Origin of the sequence: Caloranaerobacter sp. TR13 (genome assembly GCF_001316435.1) — a bacterium.
In the GTDB taxonomy this organism is placed as follows: domain Bacteria; phylum Bacillota; class Clostridia; order Tissierellales; family Thermohalobacteraceae; genus Caloranaerobacter.
In genome coordinates this window covers 222,108-246,438 of sequence record NZ_JXLL01000003.1, presented here as the reverse complement: position 1 = coordinate 246,438, position 24,331 = coordinate 222,108, and the positions used below count along the sequence as shown (strand labels likewise).

Annotated in this window: 32 protein-coding genes; 29 read left to right on the top strand and 3 right to left on the bottom strand. The window is 29.0% G+C overall.

The window, feature by feature from the left end; all coding sequences use genetic code 11:
• The first annotated feature begins 23 nt into the window (after window positions 1-23).
• The 16 genes from dnaX to TR13x_RS05460 all read left to right on the top strand — a co-directional run bounded on the left by dnaX (window position 24) and on the right by TR13x_RS05460 (window position 12,235).
• Window positions 24-1,676 carry a DNA polymerase III subunit gamma/tau gene (gene dnaX, locus TR13x_RS05535; RefSeq protein WP_054870905.1) on the top strand — a complete coding sequence of 551 codons (1,653 nt, stop codon included), beginning with the start codon at window positions 24-26 and terminating at the stop codon, window positions 1,674-1,676.
• A gap of 41 nt (window positions 1,677-1,717) precedes the next feature.
• On the top strand, window positions 1,718-2,047 hold the full coding sequence (locus TR13x_RS05530) for a YbaB/EbfC family nucleoid-associated protein (RefSeq protein ID WP_054870904.1): 330 nt from the start codon (window positions 1,718-1,720) through the stop codon (window positions 2,045-2,047).
• Window positions 2,048-2,060: 13 nt separating this feature from the next.
• The gene (gene recR, locus TR13x_RS05525) at window positions 2,061-2,660 is read left to right on the top strand and encodes a recombination mediator RecR (protein ID WP_054870903.1); all 600 of its coding nucleotides are present in this window, start codon (window positions 2,061-2,063) and stop codon (window positions 2,658-2,660) included.
• Between the two features lie 65 nt (window positions 2,661-2,725).
• Window positions 2,726-3,010: a YaaL family protein gene (locus TR13x_RS05520; protein ID WP_054870902.1), complete on the top strand. Its 285-nt coding sequence runs from the start codon at window positions 2,726-2,728 to the stop codon at window positions 3,008-3,010.
• Window positions 3,011-3,079: 69 nt separating this feature from the next.
• Window positions 3,080-3,352 (top strand): pro-sigmaK processing inhibitor BofA family protein, encoded by a 273-nt coding sequence (locus tag TR13x_RS05515; protein WP_054870901.1) that lies wholly within the window; start codon window positions 3,080-3,082, stop codon window positions 3,350-3,352.
• A 437-nt stretch (window positions 3,353-3,789) separates the two neighbouring features.
• Complete coding sequence (locus tag TR13x_RS05510) at window positions 3,790-4,377, top strand: 2-oxoacid:acceptor oxidoreductase family protein (RefSeq protein ID WP_054870900.1); 588 nt, start codon at window positions 3,790-3,792, stop codon at window positions 4,375-4,377.
• Window positions 4,367-4,672: a 4Fe-4S binding protein gene (locus tag TR13x_RS05505; RefSeq protein ID WP_054870899.1), complete on the top strand. Its 306-nt coding sequence runs from the start codon at window positions 4,367-4,369 to the stop codon at window positions 4,670-4,672. The genes TR13x_RS05510 and TR13x_RS05505 overlap by 11 nt, the downstream gene beginning before the upstream one ends.
• A gap of 18 nt (window positions 4,673-4,690) precedes the next feature.
• Window positions 4,691-5,875: a pyruvate synthase subunit PorA gene (gene porA, locus TR13x_RS05500; protein WP_054870898.1), complete on the top strand. Its 1,185-nt coding sequence runs from the start codon at window positions 4,691-4,693 to the stop codon at window positions 5,873-5,875.
• A gap of 12 nt (window positions 5,876-5,887) precedes the next feature.
• Window positions 5,888-6,820 (top strand): thiamine pyrophosphate-dependent enzyme, encoded by a 933-nt coding sequence (locus tag TR13x_RS05495; protein ID WP_054870897.1) that lies wholly within the window; start codon window positions 5,888-5,890, stop codon window positions 6,818-6,820.
• A 128-nt stretch (window positions 6,821-6,948) separates the two neighbouring features.
• On the top strand, window positions 6,949-7,569 hold the full coding sequence (locus tag TR13x_RS05490) for a 50S ribosomal protein L25 (RefSeq protein WP_054870896.1): 621 nt from the start codon (window positions 6,949-6,951) through the stop codon (window positions 7,567-7,569).
• A 323-nt stretch (window positions 7,570-7,892) separates the two neighbouring features.
• Window positions 7,893-8,489: a 50S ribosomal protein L25 gene (locus tag TR13x_RS05485; RefSeq protein WP_054870895.1), complete on the top strand. Its 597-nt coding sequence runs from the start codon at window positions 7,893-7,895 to the stop codon at window positions 8,487-8,489.
• Window positions 8,490-8,656: 167 nt separating this feature from the next.
• The gene (locus TR13x_RS05480; RefSeq protein ID WP_054870894.1) at window positions 8,657-8,851 is read left to right on the top strand and encodes a hypothetical protein; all 195 of its coding nucleotides are present in this window, start codon (window positions 8,657-8,659) and stop codon (window positions 8,849-8,851) included.
• A 221-nt stretch (window positions 8,852-9,072) separates the two neighbouring features.
• Window positions 9,073-9,915, top strand: coding sequence for a fumarate hydratase (locus TR13x_RS05475; RefSeq protein ID WP_054870893.1), 843 nt, complete (start codon window positions 9,073-9,075; stop codon window positions 9,913-9,915).
• 66 nt (window positions 9,916-9,981) lie between these two features.
• Window positions 9,982-10,527, top strand: a complete 546-nt coding sequence (locus TR13x_RS05470; RefSeq protein WP_054870892.1) for a Fe-S-containing hydro-lyase — start codon at window positions 9,982-9,984, stop codon at window positions 10,525-10,527.
• A 19-nt stretch (window positions 10,528-10,546) separates the two neighbouring features.
• Window positions 10,547-11,704, top strand: a complete 1,158-nt coding sequence (locus tag TR13x_RS05465) for an NADP-dependent malic enzyme (RefSeq protein ID WP_304438590.1) — start codon at window positions 10,547-10,549, stop codon at window positions 11,702-11,704.
• 27 nt (window positions 11,705-11,731) lie between these two features.
• Window positions 11,732-12,235, top strand: coding sequence for a hypothetical protein (locus TR13x_RS05460; RefSeq protein ID WP_054870890.1), 504 nt, complete (start codon window positions 11,732-11,734; stop codon window positions 12,233-12,235).
• A gap of 13 nt (window positions 12,236-12,248) precedes the next feature.
• Here TR13x_RS05460 and TR13x_RS05455 read toward each other — a convergent pair whose 3' ends face one another.
• Complete coding sequence (locus TR13x_RS05455; protein WP_054870889.1) at window positions 12,249-12,983, bottom strand: diguanylate cyclase; 735 nt, start codon at window positions 12,981-12,983, stop codon at window positions 12,249-12,251.
• 101 nt (window positions 12,984-13,084) lie between these two features.
• Here TR13x_RS05455 and TR13x_RS05450 point away from each other — a divergent pair, with 101 nt between their 5' ends.
• Window positions 13,085-13,333, top strand: coding sequence for a helix-turn-helix domain-containing protein (locus tag TR13x_RS05450; RefSeq protein WP_054870925.1), 249 nt, complete (start codon window positions 13,085-13,087; stop codon window positions 13,331-13,333).
• Window positions 13,334-13,463: 130 nt separating this feature from the next.
• On the opposite strand, the gene TR13x_RS05445 is transcribed toward TR13x_RS05450, so the two are convergent.
• Entirely contained in the window at window positions 13,464-14,675 is a 1,212-nt protein-coding gene (locus TR13x_RS05445; protein WP_054870888.1) for an HD-GYP domain-containing protein, read from the bottom strand.
• A 217-nt stretch (window positions 14,676-14,892) separates the two neighbouring features.
• Between TR13x_RS05445 and TR13x_RS05440 the strand changes: the two genes are divergently transcribed.
• From TR13x_RS05440 to TR13x_RS05390, 11 genes are all read left to right on the top strand, one after another.
• Window positions 14,893-15,078 (top strand): sigma factor G inhibitor Gin, encoded by a 186-nt coding sequence (locus TR13x_RS05440; protein WP_054870887.1) that lies wholly within the window; start codon window positions 14,893-14,895, stop codon window positions 15,076-15,078.
• A 102-nt stretch (window positions 15,079-15,180) separates the two neighbouring features.
• Entirely contained in the window at window positions 15,181-16,599 is a 1,419-nt protein-coding gene (locus TR13x_RS05435; RefSeq protein WP_054870886.1) for an aminotransferase class I/II-fold pyridoxal phosphate-dependent enzyme, read from the top strand.
• Window positions 16,600-16,611: 12 nt separating this feature from the next.
• Complete coding sequence (gene tmk / locus TR13x_RS05430) at window positions 16,612-17,256, top strand: dTMP kinase (RefSeq protein ID WP_054870885.1); 645 nt, start codon at window positions 16,612-16,614, stop codon at window positions 17,254-17,256.
• The gene (locus tag TR13x_RS05425) at window positions 17,253-17,582 is read left to right on the top strand and encodes a cyclic-di-AMP receptor (RefSeq protein WP_054870884.1); all 330 of its coding nucleotides are present in this window, start codon (window positions 17,253-17,255) and stop codon (window positions 17,580-17,582) included. The genes tmk and TR13x_RS05425 overlap by 4 nt, the downstream gene beginning before the upstream one ends.
• 11 nt (window positions 17,583-17,593) lie before the next feature.
• Window positions 17,594-18,043: a YaaR family protein gene (locus tag TR13x_RS05420; RefSeq protein ID WP_054870883.1), complete on the top strand. Its 450-nt coding sequence runs from the start codon at window positions 17,594-17,596 to the stop codon at window positions 18,041-18,043.
• A 14-nt stretch (window positions 18,044-18,057) separates the two neighbouring features.
• Window positions 18,058-19,041: a DNA polymerase III subunit delta' gene (gene holB / locus TR13x_RS05415; protein ID WP_054870882.1), complete on the top strand. Its 984-nt coding sequence runs from the start codon at window positions 18,058-18,060 to the stop codon at window positions 19,039-19,041.
• Between the two features lie 6 nt (window positions 19,042-19,047).
• Window positions 19,048-19,881, top strand: coding sequence for a stage 0 sporulation family protein (locus tag TR13x_RS05410; RefSeq protein WP_054870881.1), 834 nt, complete (start codon window positions 19,048-19,050; stop codon window positions 19,879-19,881).
• A 128-nt stretch (window positions 19,882-20,009) separates the two neighbouring features.
• On the top strand, window positions 20,010-20,180 hold the full coding sequence (locus tag TR13x_RS05405) for a DUF362 domain-containing protein (protein WP_054870880.1): 171 nt from the start codon (window positions 20,010-20,012) through the stop codon (window positions 20,178-20,180).
• A gap of 103 nt (window positions 20,181-20,283) precedes the next feature.
• On the top strand, window positions 20,284-21,045 hold the full coding sequence (locus TR13x_RS05400; protein WP_054870879.1) for a tRNA1(Val) (adenine(37)-N6)-methyltransferase: 762 nt from the start codon (window positions 20,284-20,286) through the stop codon (window positions 21,043-21,045).
• Window positions 21,038-21,886 (top strand): 16S rRNA (cytidine(1402)-2'-O)-methyltransferase, encoded by an 849-nt coding sequence (gene rsmI / locus TR13x_RS05395; RefSeq protein WP_054870878.1) that lies wholly within the window; start codon window positions 21,038-21,040, stop codon window positions 21,884-21,886. The genes TR13x_RS05400 and rsmI overlap by 8 nt, the downstream gene beginning before the upstream one ends.
• A 22-nt stretch (window positions 21,887-21,908) precedes the next feature.
• Complete coding sequence (locus TR13x_RS05390; RefSeq protein WP_054870877.1) at window positions 21,909-22,112, top strand: DUF1858 domain-containing protein; 204 nt, start codon at window positions 21,909-21,911, stop codon at window positions 22,110-22,112.
• A gap of 30 nt (window positions 22,113-22,142) precedes the next feature.
• Here the strand turns inward: TR13x_RS05390 and TR13x_RS05385 are convergent, their stop codons facing one another.
• On the bottom strand, window positions 22,143-22,382 hold the full coding sequence (locus TR13x_RS05385) for an AbrB/MazE/SpoVT family DNA-binding domain-containing protein (protein ID WP_054870876.1): 240 nt from the start codon (window positions 22,380-22,382) through the stop codon (window positions 22,143-22,145).
• A gap of 384 nt (window positions 22,383-22,766) precedes the next feature.
• Here TR13x_RS05385 and TR13x_RS05380 point away from each other — a divergent pair, with 384 nt between their 5' ends.
• A complete protein-coding gene (locus TR13x_RS05380; protein ID WP_054870875.1) occupies window positions 22,767-24,194 on the top strand; it encodes an HD domain-containing protein in 1,428 nt (475 codons plus the stop codon).
• The last annotated feature ends 137 nt before the right edge of the window (window positions 24,195-24,331 follow it).

Below are 24,331 nucleotides of genomic sequence, written 5' to 3'. Positions count from 1 at the left end.
AACATTTGTTTGAAGGTGATGAAATGGCATATCAAGCTTTATATAGAAAATATAGACCTAGGAACTTTGATAGTGTCTTAGGTCAAGAGCATGTTACCACAATATTGAAAAATCAAATAATAAATAATAGTATTGCTCATGCATATCTGTTTTCAGGAACAAGAGGAACAGGTAAGACATCTACAGCTAAAATATTTGCAAGGGCTGTTAATTGTTTAAATAATAAGGATGGAAATCCATGTAATGAATGTGAAGTATGTAAAGGAATATTAAATGATACTATTATGGATGTTGTAGAGATGGATGCAGCTTCAAATAATAGTGTAGACGATATAAGGGAATTAAGGGAAAAAGTTAAATATCCTCCTTCAAAAGGGAAATATAAAGTTTATATAATAGATGAAGTCCATATGCTGTCAAAAGGGGCATTTAATGCACTTTTAAAAACACTAGAAGAGCCACCAAAACATTTATTATTTATTTTAGCTACTACAGAACCACAAAAACTACCAGCTACAATATTATCAAGATGTCAAAGATTTGATTTTAAGAGGATAAGTGTAGACGATATTGTTAAAAATATGAGATCTATATGTGATGAACTGAATATAGATGTAGAAGATAGAGGCCTTCGACTTATAGCTAGAAATTCTGATGGTGCAATGAGAGATGCACTTAGTATATTAGACCAATGTGTATCTTTTTCAGATGGAAAAATAACATATGAATATATTTTATCTATATTAGGCACAGTAAACCTAGACATTATATTTGAACTAACTGATGCTGTTATTAATGGTAATTTGGATAAAACTTTAGAGTTAATTGAGAACATAGTTAGAGCTGGAAAAGATATTAATCAATTTATTAAAGATTTGATTTTGCACTTTAGAAATTTAATGATAGCAAAAACTTCTAGTAATATTGAAGATATTATAGATGCTAGTGATGAAATGATAGATAAACTAAAAAAACAGGCAAAAATTATTGAGCTAGATGATATAATGAGAGCTATCAAAATATTATCTGATGTAGAAGTTAAAGCAAAATGGTCATCTCAACCTAGAATAATTTTAGAAGTAGGTTTAATAAAATTTATAAAATCATCATCTGATATTGATATAGATAATTTATTAGAAAAAGTTATGAAACTCGAAAAAATTATAGAGGAAGGTAATTTTCATATAAGTAAACCAAGTTATTCACATAATACTGAATTTAAAACTTTAATATCAGATAATGTTAAAAAAGATGTTTTAAAGCAGGAAGTACAAATAAAAGACGAAATATCTAAGCAAGATGGAAATATTAATAGTGTAGATACAAGTTTTGATAAAATAAAATCAGATTGGTTAAAATTCCTAAAGAGTTTAAAAAAAGAGAAGATCAGTATACATGCTTTATTGATGGAAGGCAAACCAGTTAGCTTTGAAAATAATATATTAACAATAGCTTTTGAAGATGGCTTTGCTTTTCATAAGGATGCTATAGAAAAGAAAGATAATAAACAGTTTGTAGAAAAAACAATAAGTAAATACTTCAATTGTAATATAAAAACGAAATTTATTATGGCAAATGAAATAAAAAAGACAGAGGATAAACAAGACGATAAAAAAAAAGATATAATTGAAAAAATTAAAAACATTTTTGGTGAAGATTTAGTTGAAATTGTTTGATATAATTAGGCTGACAAAATAAAATTAAGGAGGATGATATAATGGCAAAAGGAAGATTCCCAGGTATGGGAAATTTCAATAACATGATGAAGCAAGTACAAAAAATGCAAAAAGAAATAGCAAAAATGCAAAAAGAGTTAGAAGAAAGAGAAGTAGAAGCTAGTTCAGGTGGTGGAGCTGTTACAGTTAAAGCAAATGGTAAGAAAGAAATACTAGATATAACTATAGATAAAGACGTGGTAGATCCTGACGATATAGAAATGTTACAGGATTTAATTTTAGCTGCAGTAAATGAGGCTTTAAGAAAAGCAGATGAGATGGTAAACAGTGAGATGCAAAAAATTACTGGAGGAATGCCAGGTTTATTCTAAGAAGGTGATATAGATGGAATACTTTCCTAAACCAATTGCAAAATTGATAGAAGAATTTTCGAAATTGCCTGGTATAGGTAAAAAAACGGCTCAACGATTAACATTTTATGTACTTAATATGAAAAAAGAAGAAGCCATGAATCTTGCAAATGCAATAGTTAATGCAAAAAGGGATATTAAATATTGTAGTGTATGTGGCAATTTAACAGATAGAGATCCTTGTCTAATTTGCAGCAATAAAAGAAGAGATGAAACGTTAATATGTGTAGTTGAAGACCCTAAAGATATAGTTGCAATGGAGAGAACTAAAGAATTTAAGGGACTTTATCATGTACTTCATGGCAGTATTTCACCTATGGAAGGTATTGGACCAGAGGACATTAGAATCAGAGAATTACTAATTAGAATAAAAAATAGTCCAGTAAAAGAAGTGATTTTAGCTACAAATCCTACTATTGAAGGTGAAGCTACAGCAATGTATATATCTAAGCTTATAAAACCAATGGGGATAAAAACCACTAGAATAGCCCACGGAATACCAGTGGGAGGAGATTTAGAATATGCAGATGAAGTTACACTATCAAAGGCTTTAGAAGGAAGAAGAGAAATATAATTATGTATAACCCTCCAAAAAAATGTAAATAATTAAGATAAAAATTATTTTGGGGGGTTATTAATATGTCAAATATGTTTTCGCAAAATAAAGTGAAAACACTTTTGAATGTAAATAACTTATTAGTTAATATGAAGGACAAGTTGATTCACCATAAAAGCAATGAAGAGGAATTTTTTAAAGCCTTAAAAATGGCACATTTTGAATGGAAAGAAGCAGAAAATTATTTTCAAAATGTAACAGATCCCGATTTAATAGATTTTGCTATCTATAATATGGAGGCTGCAAAAACAAAATATATCTACCTTTTAAAAGAAGCTAGAAAAAAAGGAATAAAAGCATCTGTATAAAGGCTTGTAATATTATTTTATTTTTACTTATATACTTAAATAAGAAAATATTTTAGGAGCGTGGAATAAATGGGCTTGGGTTTAGAGGTGGGGGTAGCTTTATCTTATATAGTGGCATTAGCCGTAATATTAATTGTTGTAACAATTCTTTTAAAACCGTTAAAATTAATTTTAAAATTAATAATTAATGGAATAATAGGTTTAGTATTACTTTTGTCAGTAAATTTTTTCGGTAAGTTTATTGGAATAAAGATAGGGATTAATATTATAACGATAATCATTGCAGGATTTTTAGGGATACCAGGAGTGATTTTGTTAATAATAATAAATTATATTTTGTAAATGAAAGTGGTAGAATAAGAGAGGGAATGTTTTCCCTCTTTTTTCTTTAACTATAAACTAATGACTAGCAACTATTGACTATCGACTAACAACTTCTTATTAGAAAAAAATAAAAATTCGATAAATTTGTCTTATATCATATTGTATCTATTGAACAATTTATATTTATCTGTTATACTAAAAAATGCAAACTGTTATATATTTAAAACTAAGATTTCCAGTATTATTAATGACCTGTTATATGAAAAATATAATATTGTACTACAACAGATACAATAAAAAACCACTGTTGTATAACAATTAATTTTATTTCCATAAGTTAATAATTCCTTTATATTTATTGAAGGAATTAAAGCTAATATATAGAAATATTCTGTGTATTTATAAGAACACAAAATTAAATTATTTTAATGGTTAATATGAAAGGAGGAAAATTGATGGCAAACAAAATGGTTGAAATTCGTTGGCATGGCCGTGGTGGTCAAGGTGCAAAAACTGCTTCATTATTATTAGCTGAAGCTGCATTTGCTACAGGTAAATTTATTCAAGGATTCCCTGAGTATGGTCCAGAAAGAATGGGAGCACCAATTACAGCTTATAACAGAATTAGTGATAGCAAAATAAGAATACATAGTAATATTTATGAACCAGACTATGTAGTAGTTGTTGATGAGACTTTACTTAAAGACGTAGATGTAACGGCTGGATTGAAAAAAGAGGGCGCTATTGTAATTAACTCAGAAAAGAGCCCAGAAGAATTAAGACCGCTTTTAAAAGGATATGAAGGAAGAGTTTACACTATTGATGCAAGAAAAATTTCAATTGAAGCATTAGGAAAATACTTCCCAAATACTCCAATGTTAGGAGCTATAGTTAAAGTTGCTAACATAATGGAAGAAGAAGTATTCTTAAAAGCTATGGAAGAATCTTTTGCTCATAAGTTTGCTACAAAGCCAGAGGTTATCGAAGGAAATATGGAAGCTATCAAGAGAGCCTTGAAGGAGGTTAAGGGCGATGAAAGATAATAAAAAGGTTACAATAACTACTGAAACGACTTGGAAAGAAATAACTCCAGGTGGAATCATCTATGAAGCTGGTAATGCGCATAATTATAAAACTGGCGAATGGAGATCAATGAGACCTATCTGGAATAGTGAGAAATGTAAACAGTGTTTATTATGCTTCCCAGTATGCCCTGACTCATCAATATTACTTGAAGACGGAAAAGTAGTAGGAATTGACTATGACCATTGTAAAGGCTGTGGGGTATGTGTAGAGGCATGTCCATTTAAAGTATTTGACTTTGTTAAAGAAGATTAGTTGTAAGGAGGGAAACAAATGGCTATAAGAGAAAGATTAAGTGGTAACGAAGCAGTTGCAACTGCTATGAAACAAATAAATCCTGATGTTGTTGCAGCTTTCCCTATTACTCCATCAACTGAAGTACCACAGTATTTCTCACAATTTGTTGCTAATGGTTCAGTTGATACAGAGTTCGTTGCTGTTGAAAGTGAGCACAGTGCTATGAGTGCTTGCGTTGGTGCATCAGCTGCAGGTGCAAGGGTTATGACTGCTACATCAGCTAATGGTCTTGCTTTAATGTGGGAGATATTATATATAGCTGCTTCATCAAGATTACCAATAGTTATGCCTGTTATAAACAGAGCATTATCAGGTCCAATCAATATCCACAATGACCATAGTGATTCTATGGGAGCTAGAGATTCAGGTTGGATACAATTATATTCAGAAGATAATCAAGAAGCATATGATAATATAATTCAAGCTATTAGAATAGCAGAGCATAAAGATGTTAGACTGCCTGTAATGGTATGTTTAGATGGATTTATAGTTAGCCATTCAGTTGAAAATATAGAATTATTAGAAACTGAAAAGGTTAAAGAGTTTGTTGGTGAATACGATCCAGGTTTAGATACATTATTAAATCCAGAGCAACCAGTTGCTATGGGACCATTGGATTTACCACCACATTATTTTGAACATAAACGTCAACAAGCTGAAGCTATGAAGAATGCTAAGAAAGTTATTTTAGAAATAGCTAAAGAATTTGAAGCTTTAACAGGAAGAAAATACGGTTTATTTGAAGAGTATAAAATGGAAGATGCAGAGGTTGCTATTGTTGTACTTAACTCAACTGCAGGAACAGCTAAGGAAGTGGTTGATGAGTTAAGAGAAAAAGGTGTAAAAGCTGGATTAATTAAGATAAGAGTATTTAGACCATTCCCTGTTGAAGAATTAAGAGATGCATTAAAACATGTTAAAGCTATAGCTGTAATGGATAAAGCAGATAGTTTCTCAGCTGCTGGTGGTCCAGTATTTGTTGAAACTAGAGCAGCATTATATGATGCTGAAACTAAGCCAGTTGTAATAAACTATATTTATGGTTTAGGTGGTAGAGACGTAAGAACTAATGATATTATGAAGGTATACAATGACTTACTTGAAATAGTTGAAACAGGAGAAGTTAAGTCAGTTTACAACTACTTAGGTGTAAGAGAATAGGAGGTGTACCGAATGGCTTTAAATTTAAGAGAAGCTGCAAAGAGACCTGAAAGATTTACAGGTGGTCATAGATTATGTGCTGGATGTGGTGCTTCTGTAACTGTTCGTGCTGTTTTAAGAGCATTAAAACCAGAAGATAAAGCAGTTATAGGTGCTGCTACTGGTTGTTTAGAGGTTTCAAGTTTCTTGTATCCATATACAGCTTGGAAAGATTCATTTATTCATAACGCATTTGAAAATGCAGGAGCTACTATAAGTGGTGTTGAAGCTGCTTATACAGTTTTAAAGAAAAAAGGAAAAATAAACGATACTTATAAGTTTATAGCTTTTGGTGGAGACGGTGGTACTTACGATATAGGTCTTCAATCATTGTCAGGAGCAATGGAAAGAGGACATGACATGGTATATGTTTGCTATGACAATGGTGCTTATATGAATACTGGTATCCAAAGATCATCAGCTACTCCAAAATATGCAAATACAACAACTTCTCCAGCAGGAAAAGTTGTTCCAGGTAAGCAACAGTTTAGAAAAGATTTGACTCAAGTTATGGCAGCACATCATATACCATATGTTGCGCAAACTGCACCATTTGGTAACTTCAGTGATATACATCAAAAAGCTGAAAAAGCTATATATACTGAAGGACCAGCTTTCTTAAATGTATTTACTCCATGTCCTCGTGGATGGAGATATGATACTCCAAAATTAATGGAAATAGTTAAGTTAGCTATAGATACTTGCTACTGGCCATTATATGAAGTAGAAAATGGTGAGTGGAGATTAACATACAAGCCTAAGAAGAAACTTCCGATAGAAGACTTCTTAAGACCACAAGGAAGATTTAAACACTTATTCAAACCAGAAAATCAACATTTAATTGAAGAACTTCAAAAAGAAATTGACAGAAGATGGGAAATGCTCCTTGAAAAATGTGGAGAATAATAAAAAAAGCCCTAACCTATTAAAGGTTAGGGCTTTTTATCTACAAAAAAACCTTTTTAAATATTTGAATTATTCTGAATTTTTTGATTTAATATTATTAAAGAAAAAATATAAAAGGGGGATATACTATGGCTGCACCAAAATTGAATGTAGAATTGAGGTATGAAGGTGGCAGGAGGTACTCTATTAAATTAAGAAAAGATGGTTTTATACCAGGAGTAATTTATGGTCATAATAAAGAGACCAAAAGCATTAAACTAAATGAAGTTGAAACATTAAAAGTTTTAAAAAGATTCGGTTCAGGTTCTACAGTAAACTTGAGCTTAAACGGAGAAGTGATTCCAGCTATAATTAAAGAAGTACAAAAGGATATTATTAAAGATAATTTATTACATATAGACTTTCAACAACTTTCTGAAGATGAAGAAATTAAAGTTTTTGTTCCTGTAGTTTTATCTGGAAAAGGGAAAGTAGAGAGTTCTACAACTATTATTCAGCAACAGATAATGGAATTAGAAATAAGATGTTTACCAAAATACATACCAACTACTGTAGAAGTTGATGTATCTAATCTAAAATTTGGTGATTCTATTACAGTGGGGGACTTGAAGTTAGGAGATAATATAGAAATATTACATGATGAAAATGAAGTTATAGCATCATTAACTGCAAATAGTAAGTATGAAGAGCTTGAAGACGATAAGAATGTACCTATTTATGAAAGTGATAAGAGTATATTAGATAGATAAACTTAAAGCGGCCTTTGGCCGCTTTGAGCTTGTTGACAAAGTTATATTATTTAATGAATTGAAAAAATAGCGTTCATAGACAAATCTTCAGAGAAAACATAGACTTATAGTTTCGAAAAATCCTAGTATTTATTTAGTTTACACCCTGAAAGTGATCTTTGATCGCTTTTTCTTTTTTTTGATAGATTAAGTTTTGCTGTTGTACTAATTTTGCATTTCTGTTCACTGTCCTCTGTACTCTGTCAACTGAAAAAGACTTCCATGTTTAAAAGAAAATAGTATTGGAAATAATGAGTAGAGAGAAAAATTAAGGAGGGGAAATTATGGCCGATGTACATATAAACTGTAATTTAAGAAATGAAATAGGCAGTAAAGCATGTCATAGAATTAGAAGTAGAGGACAGGTACCAGGTGTTATATATGGACATCATTTTTCAGGTTATAGTGTCCAATTTGATGCTTTGGAGCTTAACAAAATAATTAAGGAATATGGAGAAAATGCATTAATTAATGTTGAAGTAGAAGGAAATACTTTTCCAGTAATGATAAAAGAAATACAAAGAGATCCAATTAAAGGCAATATAATTCATATTGATTTGCAAAAGACTTATGAAACAGAAAAAATTCATGTTACAGTACCTATTGTGTTAAAAGGCAAGGAATATGTAAAAAATATTGGAGTTGTACAGCAGCAATTAAAAAATATAGAAATAGAATGTTTGCCTACACAAGTACCAAAGAATATTACAGTTGATATATCTAATCTTTTGACTGGTCGTTCATTAAGAGTATCCGATGTAGAATTTGGAGAAGAAATAAGTGTTTTAAACGATAAAAATGAAGTAATAGTATCACTTGCATCTATGAAGAATGAAGATGGTGAAGAAGCTGAAAATGAAGATGAAATAAACTTAGTATAAATCATCAAAAAACCTGTATCTAAGCTATTTAACTTAGATACAGGTTTTTTATGTAAAATTATAGTTCGACGTTACTATAGAAAAAAGTAGAAAAAAATGATATAATGGAACAAAAATAATAAACGTGAAGAAATTGGTAAATAAATGCCAAAGCGTGGTGAAAATTAATGAAAATAGTCTTATTAATTCTTTTATTAATTCCTTTTGTAATGTTACAAACATATATAATAAGAGATGTTTTAGAAGTAGCTAGAAGAAGTAAGAAGCATCATAGTTCTTATAGTAAAAATAATAGTGTGAATGCATATAATTATTATAGACATTCTAGATTTAATAGAAATAATATTAGAGCTGTCAAATAACAAAATCTTCGACTTTAATAAATTTAGGAAGATTTTGTTGAAATCCATATACGGAAATTATATTTGGAATTATTCACAACTTAATAAGGAACATAATTTCCTATGGATTATAAAAATCGTCATCTTTTAGATGGCGATTTTAGCATTTTAAAAGTAAAATTTGAAATTAGCTTATTTTTTAATTAAAATAGATATAAGAATATTTTTGGAGATGACTTAAAATGAGAAAGATAAATGTAAGTGAGATAATAGACAAAGTTAAAGAAATGTGTATAAAGGCTAATTATGAATTAGGGGAAGATGTACTAAAAAAGCTACAAAGTGCCAAAGATAAAGAACAATCCCCTATAGGAAAAGATATTTTGGATAAGTTAATATGGAATGCAAATATATCAAAAGACAAACAAATGCCAATGTGTCAGGATACTGGAATGGCAGTTTTTTTTGTTGAAATAGGACAGGATATATATATAGAAGGTGGAAATTTAACTGAAGCAATAAATGAAGGAGTTAGACGTGGTTATAAAGAAGGATTTTTAAGAAAATCAGTAGTTAATGACCCAATAATAAGAGAAAATACCATGGACAATACACCTGCAATAATACATTATGATTTAGTCGAAGGAGATAGATTAAAAATAAGTTTTGCACCAAAGGGATTTGGAAGTGAAAATATGTCTGGCTTAAAAATGTTAAAACCATCAGATGGGATTGAAGGTATTAAGAAATTTGTTTTAGATGTAGTAAAAAATGCAGGTGCTAATCCTTGTCCTCCTATTGTTGTTGGTGTAGGTATTGGAGGGACAATGGAAAAAGCGTGTATATTAGCTAAAAAAGCTTTATTTAGAAAAATTGGAGAATTTAATCCTATAAAGCATATTGAAAAGTTAGAAAAAGAACTATTAGATGAGATTAATAAAACGGGGATAGGACCTCAGGGATTGGGAGGAGATGTTACAGCTTTATCTGTAAATATAGAAGTTTTTCCTACTCATATCGCTGGACTGCCTGTTGCAGTTAATATAAACTGTCATGCAGCAAGACATATGGAAGTAGAACTATGAAATAAAAGTTAGGATACAGAGGACAGAGAACAGGATAAGGTTATGAAGAGAAGAAGGAGGATTTAATTGAAAGAAATAAAAATAACTACTCCATTAAATGATAATATTATAAAAAAGTTAAATGCTGGGGATAGAGTATATATTACAGGTACTATTTATACTGCTAGAGATGCAGCACATAAAAGAATGGTAGATAGTTTAAAAAACAGTGAAAGCTTACCTTTTGATATAAATAATTCTATAATCTATTATGTTGGACCATGTCCACCAAAACCAGGTCATGTAATAGGTTCAGCAGGTCCTACTACCAGTTATAGAATGGACGATTATACTCCTATATTATTAAAAGCTGGACTAAAAGGAATGATAGGAAAAGGGAATAGAAGTAAAGAGGTTATTGATTCAATAATAAAATATAATTGTGTGTACTTTGCTGCGATAGGAGGAGCAGGAGCTTTGATTTCAAACTGTATTAAATCCTCAGAAATTATAGCCTATGAAGATTTGGGTACAGAAGCTATTAGAAAACTTTATGTAGAGGATTTACCAGTTATAGTTGCTATAGATAGTAAAGGAAATAATTTATATGATATAAATATTAGAAATAAATAATAAAAATAGAAGGAGAAAGATTATGAATATAGGTGAAAGATCCCTTAAATTGCATGAAAAAACTAAAGGTAAAATTTCTATCAAGTCAAAGATCGATGTTGTTGACAAGGAGAGTTTATCACTAGCATATACACCTGGAGTTGCAGAGCCTTGTAAGCGTATAAAACAAGATAAAAATAATATATATAAATATACATCTAAAGGCAATATGGTTGCTATTGTAACAGATGGTAGTGCTGTTCTAGGCTTAGGAGATATAGGCGCAGATGCTGCATTACCTGTTATGGAAGGGAAAGCAATACTTTTTAAAGAATTCGCAGATATAGATAGTTTTCCGATTTGTATTAATTCTAAGGATGTAGATACAATAGTTAATACTATAAAGCTTATAAGTTCATCTTTTGGAGGTATAAATCTTGAAGATATTTCAGCTCCAAGATGTTTTGAAATAGAGGAAAGGCTAAAAAAAGAATTAGATATTCCTGTATTTCATGATGATCAACATGGTACAGCTGTTGTAGTATTGGCAGGTCTTTTAAATAGTGCAAGACTTCTAAAAAGGGAACTAAAGAGCTTCAAAATAGTTATTAATGGAGCAGGAGCCGCAGGAATAGCAATTTGTAAATTACTTTTAAAAGTAGGAATAAAAGACATAATCGTATGCGATAGTAAAGGAGCTATTTATAACGGTAGAGAAGATTTAAATTGGGTTAAAGAAGAAATTTCTCAAATTACAAATCCAAGAGAAGAAAAGGGTAAGCTTAAAGATGTGATTAAAGGTAAAGATGTATTTATAGGGGTATCAGCGCCAGGGGTTTTAACAGGAGATATGATTCAAAATATGAATGAAGATCCAATTATATTTGCTCTTTCTAACCCTATACCAGAAATTATGCCTGATATTGCAAAAGAGTATGGGGCAAAAATAGTTGCTACCGGTAGATCTGATTTTAGCAATCAGATAAATAATGTATTAGCTTTTCCTGGAATTTTTAGAGGTGCTTTAGATGCTAAAGCAAAAGCTATAAATGATGATATGAAAATAGCAGCAGCTTATGCAATTGCATCTATTATAGAAGATGATGAATTAAAGAGTGATTATATAATACCTAATCCATTTGATAAGAGAGTTGTGAAAAGAGTATCAGATGCTGTAAAGGATATAATAAATAATTAGTTAGTTTCATAAGAAAGGAAGATAGTTGTGAGAAATGTCGTAAAAGAGGTGACAACAAAACAACTGAAGCCATTTTGGGAAGTTATTTTAATAATATTAATTTCAGTAATAGGTGTGAATTCACTCATAACATTATGTAATAGATTAGGTGAAAAATATGCAGGAATTGCTAGTATTATTATATTAATACTTTCTATAGGCGTTTGTATATTTATAATAAAAAAGTTACTTGAATGCTATACTTATATTTTAATAGATGATGAGCTTTTGTTTGAAAAAAGTGTTGGTAAGAAAAATAATTTAATTTTGAGGATCCCTATGGAGGATATAGAAACTATAAAACCTTATAGAGAGTTAAAAGATGATGAAAATATTGCTTATACTTATAAATTTATTTGTGACAAGGAATATGATAAATTCTATTTTGGCGAATTTGAAAAGGAAGGTAAAAGATATAGATTTATATTTAAACCAGGTGAAAGGTTATTAAATGCTTTAGGTAGTAAGGTTTTTAGTGATATAGAAAGCTGAGGAGATTTTATCCTCAGCTTTTTAAATAGATCCTTTTGTTTTTATTAAATTTTAATGTTTTTCTTTTATACATAAAATAGTCTGCTTTTTCAAAAGCTGATTGTAAATTATTGATATTATTTGTATTAGAGAAGCCAAAGCTAACACTTATTTTAAAAGGAAGTTTTTTGCTTTTTAGTGCAATATTATGTTCAATTCTATTGATTATTTTTTTCATTACATTATTTCCTACATTAGGAACTATAATTATAAATTCATCTCCACCATATCTTATTGGTATATCTTTTTTTCTTATAGATTCTTTAATCGATTGAGACACTATTTTTATAGCTTTATCTCCTGATTTATGACCCCAATTATCATTTATATATTTCAAGTTATCCATATCTATTATTATTACTCCATATGTTTCATAATCAGGAAAGTTTAAAATTCCTTCTTTAAAGTGTTCCCAAAAATTCCTATTATGCAAATTAGTAAAAGAATCTATATATGCAAGTTCTCTATAATAATTTATATTAAATGGACTGGTAGTGATGGAGATTAAATAAAATATATTGTCATTATGAAATACTTTTTGGCTTTTTATCATATGACCTTTATATTCTAATTTATTAAGGTTATTTTTTTTATTTAGTTTTAAAATATCAGAATTCACCACTAGAGACTTATAGAATTCAGATTTTTCTGAACTACAGAATAATATTTCTCCATCTTCATATAATAATAAAATAATTTCTTCTATCATTTTGTATCCCCCAATAGACCTATTTTTCCCCTTTGTTCTTTATTAGAACGTAATTTTTAAAAAAATGAAATATTCTTAAAGTAAGGTGGTGAATATTGTGTATGAAACTAATAAATGATAAACAAGAAAAAAATTTAATTGGTAAAAGATTGAAAATAGCACGTTTAAAAAACAATTTAACCCAACAGCAGGTTTCAATAAAACTACAAACTATGGATATTCATATCGATAGAGCTAGTATATCAAAAATAGAACAATGTAAAAGAATAGTTACCGACTATGAATTAGTAGCTTTTTCTAAACTTTTAGGTGTTAGTGTAAATTGGTTATTAGGTATTGAAAAAGAATAAAATTTATTAACACCTATAAACCTATCTGGGGTAATACTACCCAAATACTAATATAATTATTCATTAATAAATTGTCAAGTTTTTGTATTTAAGGCATTTTAATTACAAATATACTGCAAATTAAAAAGTATTATTTAGAAAAAACTTTATTAATATCATTTACTATCATGCTATCAATAGCTCCATTATCTGCTATTTGTCTTAAAATTTCTATAGCTTTATAGTGAGGCATTGGTTTACGATAAGGCCTTTCTTCAGTGAGTGCTTGATAAATATCCAAACAGGCCATAAGTCTTGAGTTAAAATCTAGTTGTTTATTATTTTTTCCAAAAGGATACCCTGATCCATCTAATTTTTCATGGTGATTTGCTGCCCATTCAGTAATCTCTTCAAAACCACTTATTTCACTTAAAACTATTCTAGTATAATAAGTGTGAGTTCTTATTATATCAAATTCTTTTTCTGTTAATTTACCATCCTTATCTAATATAGAATTAGGTATTGCTAATTTTCCTAAGTCATGCAAATCTGCAGCAATAATTAATTTTAGTTTTTCTTCTTTATCTTTATTATAATAATCACACATTTCAGATGCTTTTAAGCTTAACCCATATGAATGTTTAAGTGTAAATTTAGATTTAGAGTCTATAATTTTTGAAAAAACTTTTGTTATATCATGTATTTTTTCTAGACTTAAATTTTTACTAAAAGAAGGTACATTAGATTTTAATACTCTAATTACGTATTCATCTTTTAAATCTAGCCAAAAACTAGTGTTCTTACTAACTTTCAGAAATATATCAACTAACTTACTAGAGAATAGTTTATTTTCATTAGCCTTCACAAAAGATATTATTTTATTTCTATTTTTTAAATATGAGTTTTTTAAATCAAATCTTAAATCTAATGTATCGGCTAAAGAAATTATTTGAGACATTAAAGGAATACTATCTCCTTTTTTGCCAAAAAAACCGCTTCCATCGTAATTTTCATGATGATATAAAATTACACCTTCAACATTAGTCAAGAACGGATAATTTTTTAAATTTTCTTCAGATACAATACAATGATTCCTACAACTTTCAATACTATTTAATATATCAACGTTTTTATTTTGCAAAGTATCATGTATAGCTTTTTCGCTTATACTATTATCGTGTAGAAGAGCTAGAGACACTAAATCGAAAATTTCTTCTGGATGCATTCCTATTTCTTCAGCCATTCTTAAAGATATGTATGCAACTCTTTTTGAATGATTCAATGGTATTCCAAGTATATCTGTTTCAACGAAATCTAACGCCCATGATACAGCTAGTAAAAATTCATTTAGGTTAAAATCCATTGTATCACCCCTCAAATTATACCAATTATGCTATTTCTATTATAACACCTATTAGTTTTTATGAAACAATGATTTTGTTAGAATAAGGTAATAAATGATATTTTATGTTATGTAAATTAAATAATACAAGTTAACAGCGAACTTTGGGCATGCTTTACGAATAAAATATTAAAAAAGGGAAAAAATCTAGTTAATAATTATTTAAGGGGATGGTAAAATGGACCTAAAAATATGTAAAATGTGTAATAAACTAGATTATAATGGTATAGATTTATTAGGAGTACATATATGCAAGGAATGTGAAGATGATATTATTAGCATAAATATTAAAGATATAAAGTATGAATATTACAAGACGATGATTAAACATATTTGGATAGAATATTTAGTAGATGTAAGTTAAGCTTTATTGACATGGTTTTATTCCATGTCTTTTTGTTTTGTATATGTTAGATTATAATATTTATAAAAGAGAGACTAATGACGATTTTTTAGGAGGAGCTTTATGAGAGTGCCTATTATAGAAGGTCTAAATAATTATATTAATAAAAATAAAATTAGGTTTCATATGCCAGGGCATAAAGGTAAAGAAGCTTTGATAGATTGGGTAAATTTAATTCCTCAAATAGACGTTACTGAGATTGAAGGAACAGATAATTTACACTCCCCTAGTTCAATAATACTAGAGAGTCTTAAGTTAGCTTCTAAAACATTCAAGACAAAAAGAACTTATTATTCAGTTAATGGTACTACTGCAGGTATTTATGCAGCAATAATGTCATCTACAAAACCGGGCGATAAAATTTTAATCCAAAGAAACTGTCACAAATCTGTATATAATGCTATAATATTAGGAAAATTAAATCCAATATATATATATCCTAACTATAATAATGAGTACAATATAGTTACTGATATAAATCCTGATGATATAGAGAAAGCACTTTCAAAACACGGTGACATTAAAGCTGTTGTTATAACAAATCCTTCATATTATGGTGTATGTAGTGATGTAGAGAGCATAGCTAAAATAGTACATAAACATAATAAGGTTCTAATAGTAGATGAAGCACATGGAAGTCATCTTATTTTTAGCAATAAACTTCCTAAATCTGCTATTGAGTCTGGTGCAGATATAGTTTTACAAAGTACACATAAGACTTTGCCTGCATTTACACAATCATCTATGATTCATGTATGTAGCAGCAGAGTTGATTTAGAAAGATTAGAAACTATGCTGTCAATTCATATGACTACAAGCCCTTCTTATATTCTGATGTCTTCACTTGATTTTGCTAGAGCTTATATGGCTAAGGAAGGACAGCAGAAACTTAATACTTTAATACAAAATATAGAGAAAGTTACGTCTCTTATGAATAACATTAAGGGAGTTAAAATTTTTAACGGTAGAGATAAGAAAGTATGTTTTGATTTTGACATAACTAAGATATTGATCAATCTTACGGGTATAAATATTAATGGAAGTAGACTCGAGGAAATTCTAAGTAGAGATTATGATATACAGGTAGAGATGTCAGACATTTATTATGTATTAGCACTGGCTACAGTTTTTGATGAATATGAAGACTTAGAGAAATTGGCATTAGCAATTGAGGATATAGCAAGAAAAGAAGTTTATAGGATAGATAAAGTGGACAAAGTAGATTATGAATATATTAAACCAAAAACAAGAATTTCTATTTATGATGCTTTTTATAATGAAGTAAAGTATGTTGAAATTACTAAAAGTATTGGTAAGATATCAGCTAACTTTATTATACCTTATCCACCAGGGATACCGATATTATGTCCGGGAGAAGAAATTACAGATGAGATAGTGAAATATATTAATTATTTAAAGACAATAAAAATACCTATTTTAGGTCTTAGTAAAGACTCAAATGAAATAAAAATTATAAAGTAAAGGATGGTATAAATGAAGGGAATATTTATTACAGTAGAAGGTCCAGATGGATCAGGCAAGAGTACACAAATAAGGCTACTAGAAGAATATTTAAAAGACAAAGGTTATAATGTAGTAGTAACTAGGGAGCCTGGAGGAACTAGAATTAGCGAAGATATTAGAAAAATTATTTTAGATACATCTAATACAGATATGTCACCGTATACAGAAGCTTTACTCTATGCAGCATCTAGGGCACAACATGTATATGAAACTATTCTACCAGCTTTAAAAGAAGGAAAAATAGTCATATGTGATAGATTTGTAGATTCTAGTTTAGTTTATCAAGGTTTTGCTAGAGGATTAGGGATTGAAAAAATTAAAGAAATAAATGATTTTGCAACAGAAGGGCTTAAGCCCGATGTTACTTTATTTTTTGATATAGATATAGATACTGCTTTAAAGAGAATAGGAAATAGAACTACAAAAGATAGACTTGATAAGGAGAATATAGAATTCCATAGAAAAGTATATGAAGGATATATGAAAATCAAAGAAATATATTCACATCGGATAGAAGTAATTAATGCAGCTTACGATATTGAAAACACATTTAAACAGGTAAAAAGTGTAATCGATAGATTGTTAGAATTAAACGAAAAGGAGGTGCTAAAATGAAACTTATTATAGCAATAGTTCAGGATGAAGATGCTCCTAATTTAATAGATGTTCTTATGAAAAATAACTATGGTGTTACTAAACTAGCATCTACAGGTGGCTTTTTAAAATCTGGTAATACTACATTGTTGATAGGTGTTGAAAAAGAAAAGGTTGATGAAGTTATTAGAATCATAGAGGAGCTTTGTCAGTCAAGAAAGCAAGTTACAACATCTCCTTCACTTACAACACTATCTCCAGGAGTTTACGTGCCATATCCTGTTGAGGTTCAAGTGGGTGGTGCAACAATATTTGTAGTTGATGTAGACCGTTTTGAAAAGGTATAGGAGGATTATTTATGAAAATAAGTGATATATCTAGTAAAAACAGCAAAACGCTTAATAAAATTAATGAAGTTAGTAATAAAACTGATGTTAATAAAATAAAATTTAGTCAATCTCTAAGGGTGATGGAAGGGCTAAATAAAAGAGAAAGATTAGATTTATTGCTAAAGCAAATAGACAAGCAGGCAGAGAAATTATCTAAAAAGATAGATATAGGCGAGTTAATAGCTTATAAAAAATTAGTTTCACAATTTATGCAAGAAGCTTTAGAATCTATGGTTAAGTTTAGCAAAAATGGTTTCCTTGATAGAAGAGGAAGACATAGGATTTATGCTATAATAAAGAAAGTAGATAAAGAACTTGAAAAGTTAACAGAAGATGTGTTGAAAAAGGAAAAGAATAATTTAAATATATTAAAAAGACTTGATGATATTAGAGGACTTATATTGGATATTTATCTATAGCTGGAGGATAAAGCATGGATTTTAATGATATAATTGGTCATGAACAAAATATTTTAAAGCTTCAAAATGCAATAAAAAATGATAGTATAGCTCATAGCTATATTTTTGAAGGACCTAAATCTATGGGTAAAAAAAAGCTGGCAATGGTTTTTGCTAAAACTTTATTGTGTGAGGAAAAAGGCATAGAGCCATGCAATAAGTGCCATTCATGTCTTAAATTTGATTCAGGTAATCATCCGGATTTTGATATAATAAACCCTGAAGGTAACTCCATAAAAAGAGAACAAATAGAAAAGTTATTACATTCTATTAGAATGTTGCCCTATGAAGGTATGAGAAGAGTATATGTTATAGAAGATGCATATAAAATGACTGCAGAGGCACAAAACAGTTTTCTTAAGACTTTAGAAGAGCCGCCTGAATATGCAGTTATTATACTTATAACTGATAAGAGTAGAAGCCTTTTGCCTACTATAGTTTCTAGATGTCAAGGAATAAAATTTTCATATGTGGAAAACGAAAAAATTGAAAAACTGTTGGTGGATAAGTACGGCTGTTCTAAGGAAGAAGCAAGTTTTATAGCTTCATTTTCAAATGGGATAGTAGGAAAAGCTGTTAAATTAATACAATCTGAGGAATTTAGAAAACTAAGGGATGATATTATTTTTGCTATAGATGATATTATTTACTCAGATAAATTTAGAATATTTAGTTTAAGTCAAACTTTTGTTGAGAACAAAGATAATATAGAAGATATATTAGATTTATTAACAATTTGGTTTAGAGATATTATGATTATTAAAGTAGCAGGAGATACTAGATTCATAATGAATAAAGATAAAATAGAGCTTATATATAAGCATAGTAATACCTTATCAATTGAAAAAGTAAGTGATATAATAGAAAATATTGAAAAAACTAAAGAAGATATAACTTCTAATGTTAATTTTCAGCTGGCTATTGAAGTTATGCTTCTAAAAGTACAGCAGGAGGTATAATTATTTATGGTTACTGTAGTTGGAGTTAGATTTAAAAAGGCTGGTAAGATATATTATTTTGATCCGGTTGGATTAGAAATTAACAAAAATGATTATGTAATTGTTGAAACAGTTAGAGGTATAGAGTTTGGTCAAGTTGTAGTAGGTCCAAAAGAGGTGAGCGAAGAAGAAATAGTTTCGCCTTTAAAGCCTGTAATAAGAATAGCAACTGAAGAAGACATAGAAAAACATTATGAAAATAAAGAAAAAGAAAATATTGCTTTTGATATATGTTTAAAGAAAATAGAAGAACATGGTTTAGAAATGAAATTAATAGACGTTGAATACACATTTGACAATAATAAGGTGATATTTTATTTTACAGCTGATGGTAGAGTTGATTTTAGAGAACTTGTAAGAGATTTAGCTTCAGTGTTTAGAACTAGAATTGAGTTGAGGCAAATTGGTGTAAGAGATGAGGCTAAAATGATGGGAGGTCTTGGTCCTTGTGGAAGGGCTATGTGTTGTGCTAGTTTTCTAGGTGAGTTTGAACCTGTTTCTATAAAAATGGCAAAAGAACAGAATTTATCATTAAATCCAACTAAGATTTCAGGAATTTGTGGTAGACTTATGTGTTGTTTAAAATATGAGCATGAAACTTATGAAAAATCATTAAAAAAACTGCCTCAAATTGGAGCTCTTGTTGTTACTCCAAAGGGAAATGGTATAGTTATAGAAACTAATACATTACTAGAATTAGTAAAAGTTAAGGTTAAGCAAGGGGACACAGAAGAAATAATTCCATTCATAGTTGATGAAATTAAGGTTGTAAATGAGGATGAAGAAGATAAAGAAGTTTAAAAATTACTAATTATTAAGCTTGTTATTGTATGTTAAAAACAATAAAAATACTTTTATAAAACAATAATAAATGTTAAAATAAAGGAGAACACTACTTATAGTGTTATATCCAGAAGGAGGTGAACCTGATGGCTTACAAAATTACAGATGCTTGCATCAGTTGTGGAGCATGCGAACCAGAATGTCCTGTAAATGTTATTAGTCCAGGAGAAGATAAATATGTAATTGATGCAGAGGGTTGCATCGAGTGCGGTGCTTGCGCAAATGTATGTCCAGTAGATGCACCAGTACAAGAATAATTATAAATACATAAGAAAGGCCCAATTAGGGTCTTTCTTTTTATTTTAGGAAGTTATATAAAATGCTATAATATATAGTAAGAAAGCAGTAGGAGAGTGACAAATGAGGAAAGTAGATTTAAAAGAAAACGAGAGAATAGATGATTTGCAGTGTGAAGGATTAAAAATTATACAAAATACTAAAGGGTTTTGTTTTGGTATGGATGCTGTATTATTAGCAAATTTTTGCGATATAAAAGATAATTCAGAGATAGTAGATTTAGGTACAGGAACAGGTATAATTCCATTATTGTTATGGGCCAAAAATAAAGTAAAAAAGATATATGGAGTAGAAATTCAAAAAGATGTTGCTCAAATGGCTAAAAGATCAGTTTTTATGAATGAGCTTGAAAAGTCCATAGAAATAGTAAATATTGACTTAAAAGAAGCTCCTGAGACTCTTGGTATTAATAAGTATGATGTAGTAACTAGTAACCCACCTTATATGATTTCAGGTAGTGGGGCTATTAATCCTGAAGACAAAAAGGCTATTTCAAGACATGAAATAATGTGCACGCTTGAGGATGTTATAAGGGTATCGAGTAGGCTACTAAGACACAATGGTAGGTTTTTCTTAGTTCATAGACCACATAGAATCGTTGATATATTATGCTTATTAAGGAAATATAAACTTGAACCTAAAAGCTTACGATTTGTTCATCCTAAAGTTGGAGAAAGACCTAATCTAATTTTGATAAAGAGTATAAAAGCCTCTAAACCTGATTTAAAATTTTTAAAACCACTTTATGTATACAATGAAGATGGAAGTTATACAGAAGAAATTTATGAAATTTATGGTATAGAGAGGGGGAAGGAGATTGAATAAGGGTATATTATATATATGTCCTACCCCGATTGGCAATTTAGATGATATTACAGTTAGGGTTCTTAATATATTGAAAAGTGTAGATTTAATAGCAGCTGAAGATACTAGACATACTTTAAAACTATTAAATCATTATGACATAAAAAAGCCACTAACAAGTTATCATGAGCATAATATAAAGCAAAAGGGGAAATTTTTAGTTGATAAACTTTTAGCAGGAGAAAATATAGCTTTAGTTTCTGATGCTGGAATGCCAGGCATATCAGATCCTGGAGAGGATTTGATAAAGCTTGCAATTGAAAATGATATAAATGTAGTTGGTTTACCGGGCCCTAGTGCTTCTTTATTAGCTTTAGTAGTTTCAGGTCTTTCTACAAGAAAATTTGTTTTCGAGGGCTTCTTATCTTCTAATAAAAAGGAAAGAAGGGGAAGGCTTAATAAAATTAAAACAGAAGATAGAACTATTATTTTTTATGAATCTCCACATAGGCTTATAAGTTCCTTAAAGGATATGAAAGAAATATTAGGAGATAGAAAAATTGCAGTTGCGAGAGAACTTACAAAGAAGTATGAAGAAATTTTTAGAGGTACCATAAACGAGGCAATCGATAAATTCCAAAAAGATGGTATAAAAGGTGAATTTGTTTTGGTAATAGAGGGAGCACAAATGGAAGATGATGAATTTGACGACAATTGGTGGGCTGACATGACGGTAAAAGAACATATATTGTTTTATATAAATAAGGGCTTTAATAAGAAAGATGCAATTAAAATAGTGGCAAAAGAAAGAAATATACCTAAGAGAGATGTTTATAAAGAAAGTTTATCTATAAAGTTTTAAATAAGAATAGGGGTGTGGGAAGATGAAGATTACTAAAGATATGATCATTTTTGATATTATTAAAAAAAATGAAAAGGTTCTTGAAGTATTAAAAAAGTATGGTTTGTACTGTAATTCATGTAATGCAGTTTACAATGAGTCTATTGAAGTAGCTTCAAGAGTTCATCATGTAGACTTAGATAAATTACTAGAAGATTTAAATAGCTTAGATGAGAATAAAGAATAAAAGCAGCTTAATAGCTGCTTTTATGTATTATTATTTTTTTAGTTCTTCAAGACAGCTTGGGCAGATGTTTTTACCTTTGAATACTTGTACGTCTTTAGCTTGTCCACAGAAAATGCATGCTGGTGCGTATTTTTTTAAGATTATATGTTCACCATCTACATAGATTTCTAGTGAGTCTTTTTCTCCAATTTCAAAAGTAGTTCTTAATTCTTTTGGTATAACGATTCTTCCTAGCTCGTCCACTTTTCTAACGATACCAGTTGATTTCATAAAATTCCCCTCCTAATATTAGTCATAATTCGACAACTTCCTACAAAGAAATAGTACCAGATATACCAATAAAAGTCAACATAAAATTTAAAATTTCCAAAAATTAATATATTTATTAGTATTTTTGATTAAAAAAATTAAATTTTTTAAGCATTTGCTTCTGTTTTCATATATATGATAAAAATGAGTTTATTAACAGTCTGAAATAATTTTTTTGATTATTAATTAAATTAACAAAAATTACGTCGATTAATGTTAATGGAAATTTAAAGCAATATAAATATTAAATAATTGTTTTATAATCCATTAGTGATTTAATATTTCAAATGGTATATAATTATAATAAAGAATACTAAAGATATTGCTTTTGAGGGGTTGATTTAATTGGATTTAATCCTTCCTAAATTGAAGGAAATAGGAAATAAAAAAAATGTCAAAATATATCTTGTAGGTGGTTATATAAGGGATTATTTACTTGATAAGCCCAATGAGGATATTGATTTTGTTGTTAAAGGGAATGTGGAAGATGTAGCTAAAGATTTTGCCGAATCTATAAATGGAAAGCTTATTACTTTAGGCGGTAGACATAAATTTTATAGAGTTATCAATAATAAAAGGAACATTACAGTAGATTTAAGCCAATTGAAAGGTGAAGACATAAAAGAAGATCTATTAAATAGAGATTTTACTATAAATAGCTTAGCAATTGATATAGATAAAATAGAAAAAGAAATAATTTCTAAAGAAAATATTATAGATGTATCAAATGGACTTGATGATTTAAATAAAGGCATTATTAGATATATTAATGAAAAGATTTTTGAAGAAGACCCTATTAGGATGTTAAGAGCAGTTAGATTTATGTCACAGCTTGAGTTTGAACTAGATGACACTACAAAAAGGCTTATAAAGAAAAATAAAGATAAAATTAAAAACATGCCTGGTGAGAGGATAACACATGAGTTATTTAAGTTATTAAAGTATAGAAGAACTTATTACTATTTTAACTATATGGATAGAACATTAAATATTTTAGAAGAAATTTTTCCAGAAATAGAACCAATGAGAGAGATAGGAAAATGTAAGTATCATGTGGTTGATTCTTTAACTCATTCAATATATACACTTAAAGTAGCAGAAGATATTATTTATGCAAATGGTTATTTTGAAGATCATGTAAGAAAGGCATATGAGGAGCATACTAAAAAAATAGTCGCATCAGGACATACAAGATTAGATTTAATAAAATTAGGGGCATTTTTTCATGATATAGGGAAGCCATCTGCTAAGAAAGTTGATGAAACAGGAAGGATAAGATTTAAAGGACATGAAATAACAGGAGCAGAAATAGTTAAAAAAATTGCAGAAAGACTTAAATTAAGTATAAAAGAAAGAGATTTACTTTATAAAATGGTTGCAAAACATATGCTTCCGCTAGTTTTATATAAAAATAATGATGTAAGTGGGAAGGCCTTATATGGAATATTTTCAGAATTAAAAGAAGATACTTTAGATATTTTACTTATATCTTTATCAGATATTATAGCAACAAGAAAGTTACTGTTCCCAGAAGAAGAAATGGGTAAATTCAAGGTTCATATAGAATATATGGCTAATAATTATCTAACAAGATATAAAGAAATAGAAAAGATATCTAATATTATAACAGGAAAAGAGATTATGCAAAAATTTGATTTAGGTAAAGATGTATTAGTTGGTGATTTACTAGAAGAAGTGAGGAAAGCAATATATTATGGCAAGATAAGTGCTAATAAACAAGCTGCATTAAAATATATTGAACAACTATTATAATTGGCTATTTGTTGTTTGCTTTTCGCTTTTCGATAGACGATAGTTAATATACAAATAACTGAATAAAGTCCTCCGTTTAGATATAAATATATAGAACTCGTTTTATACGAGTTCTATTCTGCTTTTTTGAAATATAT

Coding starts and splice junctions, on each gene's coding strand:
- TR13x_RS05455 (WP_054870889.1), bottom strand. CDS start 12,983: ATGATAGAAGAAATTATTTTATTATTATATGAAGATGGAGAAATATTA.
- TR13x_RS05385 (WP_054870876.1), bottom strand. CDS start 22,382: ATGAAATCAACTGGTATCGTTAGAAAAGTGGACGAGCTAGGAAGAATC.
- TR13x_RS05400 (WP_054870879.1), top strand. CDS start 20,284: ATGAGGAAAGTAGATTTAAAAGAAAACGAGAGAATAGATGATTTGCAG.
- TR13x_RS05490 (WP_054870896.1), top strand. CDS start 6,949: ATGGCTGCACCAAAATTGAATGTAGAATTGAGGTATGAAGGTGGCAGG.
- TR13x_RS05520 (WP_054870902.1), top strand. CDS start 2,726: ATGTCAAATATGTTTTCGCAAAATAAAGTGAAAACACTTTTGAATGTA.
- recR (WP_054870903.1), top strand. CDS start 2,061: ATGGAATACTTTCCTAAACCAATTGCAAAATTGATAGAAGAATTTTCG.
- TR13x_RS05515 (WP_054870901.1), top strand. CDS start 3,080: ATGGGCTTGGGTTTAGAGGTGGGGGTAGCTTTATCTTATATAGTGGCA.
- holB (WP_054870882.1), top strand. CDS start 18,058: ATGGATTTTAATGATATAATTGGTCATGAACAAAATATTTTAAAGCTT.
- TR13x_RS05435 (WP_054870886.1), top strand. CDS start 15,181: ATGAGAGTGCCTATTATAGAAGGTCTAAATAATTATATTAATAAAAAT.
- TR13x_RS05425 (WP_054870884.1), top strand. CDS start 17,253: ATGAAACTTATTATAGCAATAGTTCAGGATGAAGATGCTCCTAATTTA.
- TR13x_RS05410 (WP_054870881.1), top strand. CDS start 19,048: ATGGTTACTGTAGTTGGAGTTAGATTTAAAAAGGCTGGTAAGATATAT.
- TR13x_RS05505 (WP_054870899.1), top strand. CDS start 4,367: ATGAAAGATAATAAAAAGGTTACAATAACTACTGAAACGACTTGGAAA.
- TR13x_RS05475 (WP_054870893.1), top strand. CDS start 9,073: ATGAGAAAGATAAATGTAAGTGAGATAATAGACAAAGTTAAAGAAATG.
- tmk (WP_054870885.1), top strand. CDS start 16,612: ATGAAGGGAATATTTATTACAGTAGAAGGTCCAGATGGATCAGGCAAG.
- TR13x_RS05450 (WP_054870925.1), top strand. CDS start 13,085: ATGAAACTAATAAATGATAAACAAGAAAAAAATTTAATTGGTAAAAGA.
- dnaX (WP_054870905.1), top strand. CDS start 24: ATGGCATATCAAGCTTTATATAGAAAATATAGACCTAGGAACTTTGAT.
- TR13x_RS05440 (WP_054870887.1), top strand. CDS start 14,893: ATGGACCTAAAAATATGTAAAATGTGTAATAAACTAGATTATAATGGT.
- TR13x_RS05420 (WP_054870883.1), top strand. CDS start 17,594: ATGAAAATAAGTGATATATCTAGTAAAAACAGCAAAACGCTTAATAAA.
- TR13x_RS05530 (WP_054870904.1), top strand. CDS start 1,718: ATGGCAAAAGGAAGATTCCCAGGTATGGGAAATTTCAATAACATGATG.
- TR13x_RS05485 (WP_054870895.1), top strand. CDS start 7,893: ATGGCCGATGTACATATAAACTGTAATTTAAGAAATGAAATAGGCAGT.
- TR13x_RS05390 (WP_054870877.1), top strand. CDS start 21,909: ATGAAGATTACTAAAGATATGATCATTTTTGATATTATTAAAAAAAAT.
- porA (WP_054870898.1), top strand. CDS start 4,691: ATGGCTATAAGAGAAAGATTAAGTGGTAACGAAGCAGTTGCAACTGCT.
- TR13x_RS05445 (WP_054870888.1), bottom strand. CDS start 14,675: ATGGATTTTAACCTAAATGAATTTTTACTAGCTGTATCATGGGCGTTA.
- TR13x_RS05405 (WP_054870880.1), top strand. CDS start 20,010: ATGGCTTACAAAATTACAGATGCTTGCATCAGTTGTGGAGCATGCGAA.
- TR13x_RS05495 (WP_054870897.1), top strand. CDS start 5,888: ATGGCTTTAAATTTAAGAGAAGCTGCAAAGAGACCTGAAAGATTTACA.
- TR13x_RS05510 (WP_054870900.1), top strand. CDS start 3,790: ATGGCAAACAAAATGGTTGAAATTCGTTGGCATGGCCGTGGTGGTCAA.
- TR13x_RS05480 (WP_054870894.1), top strand. CDS start 8,657: ATGAAAATAGTCTTATTAATTCTTTTATTAATTCCTTTTGTAATGTTA.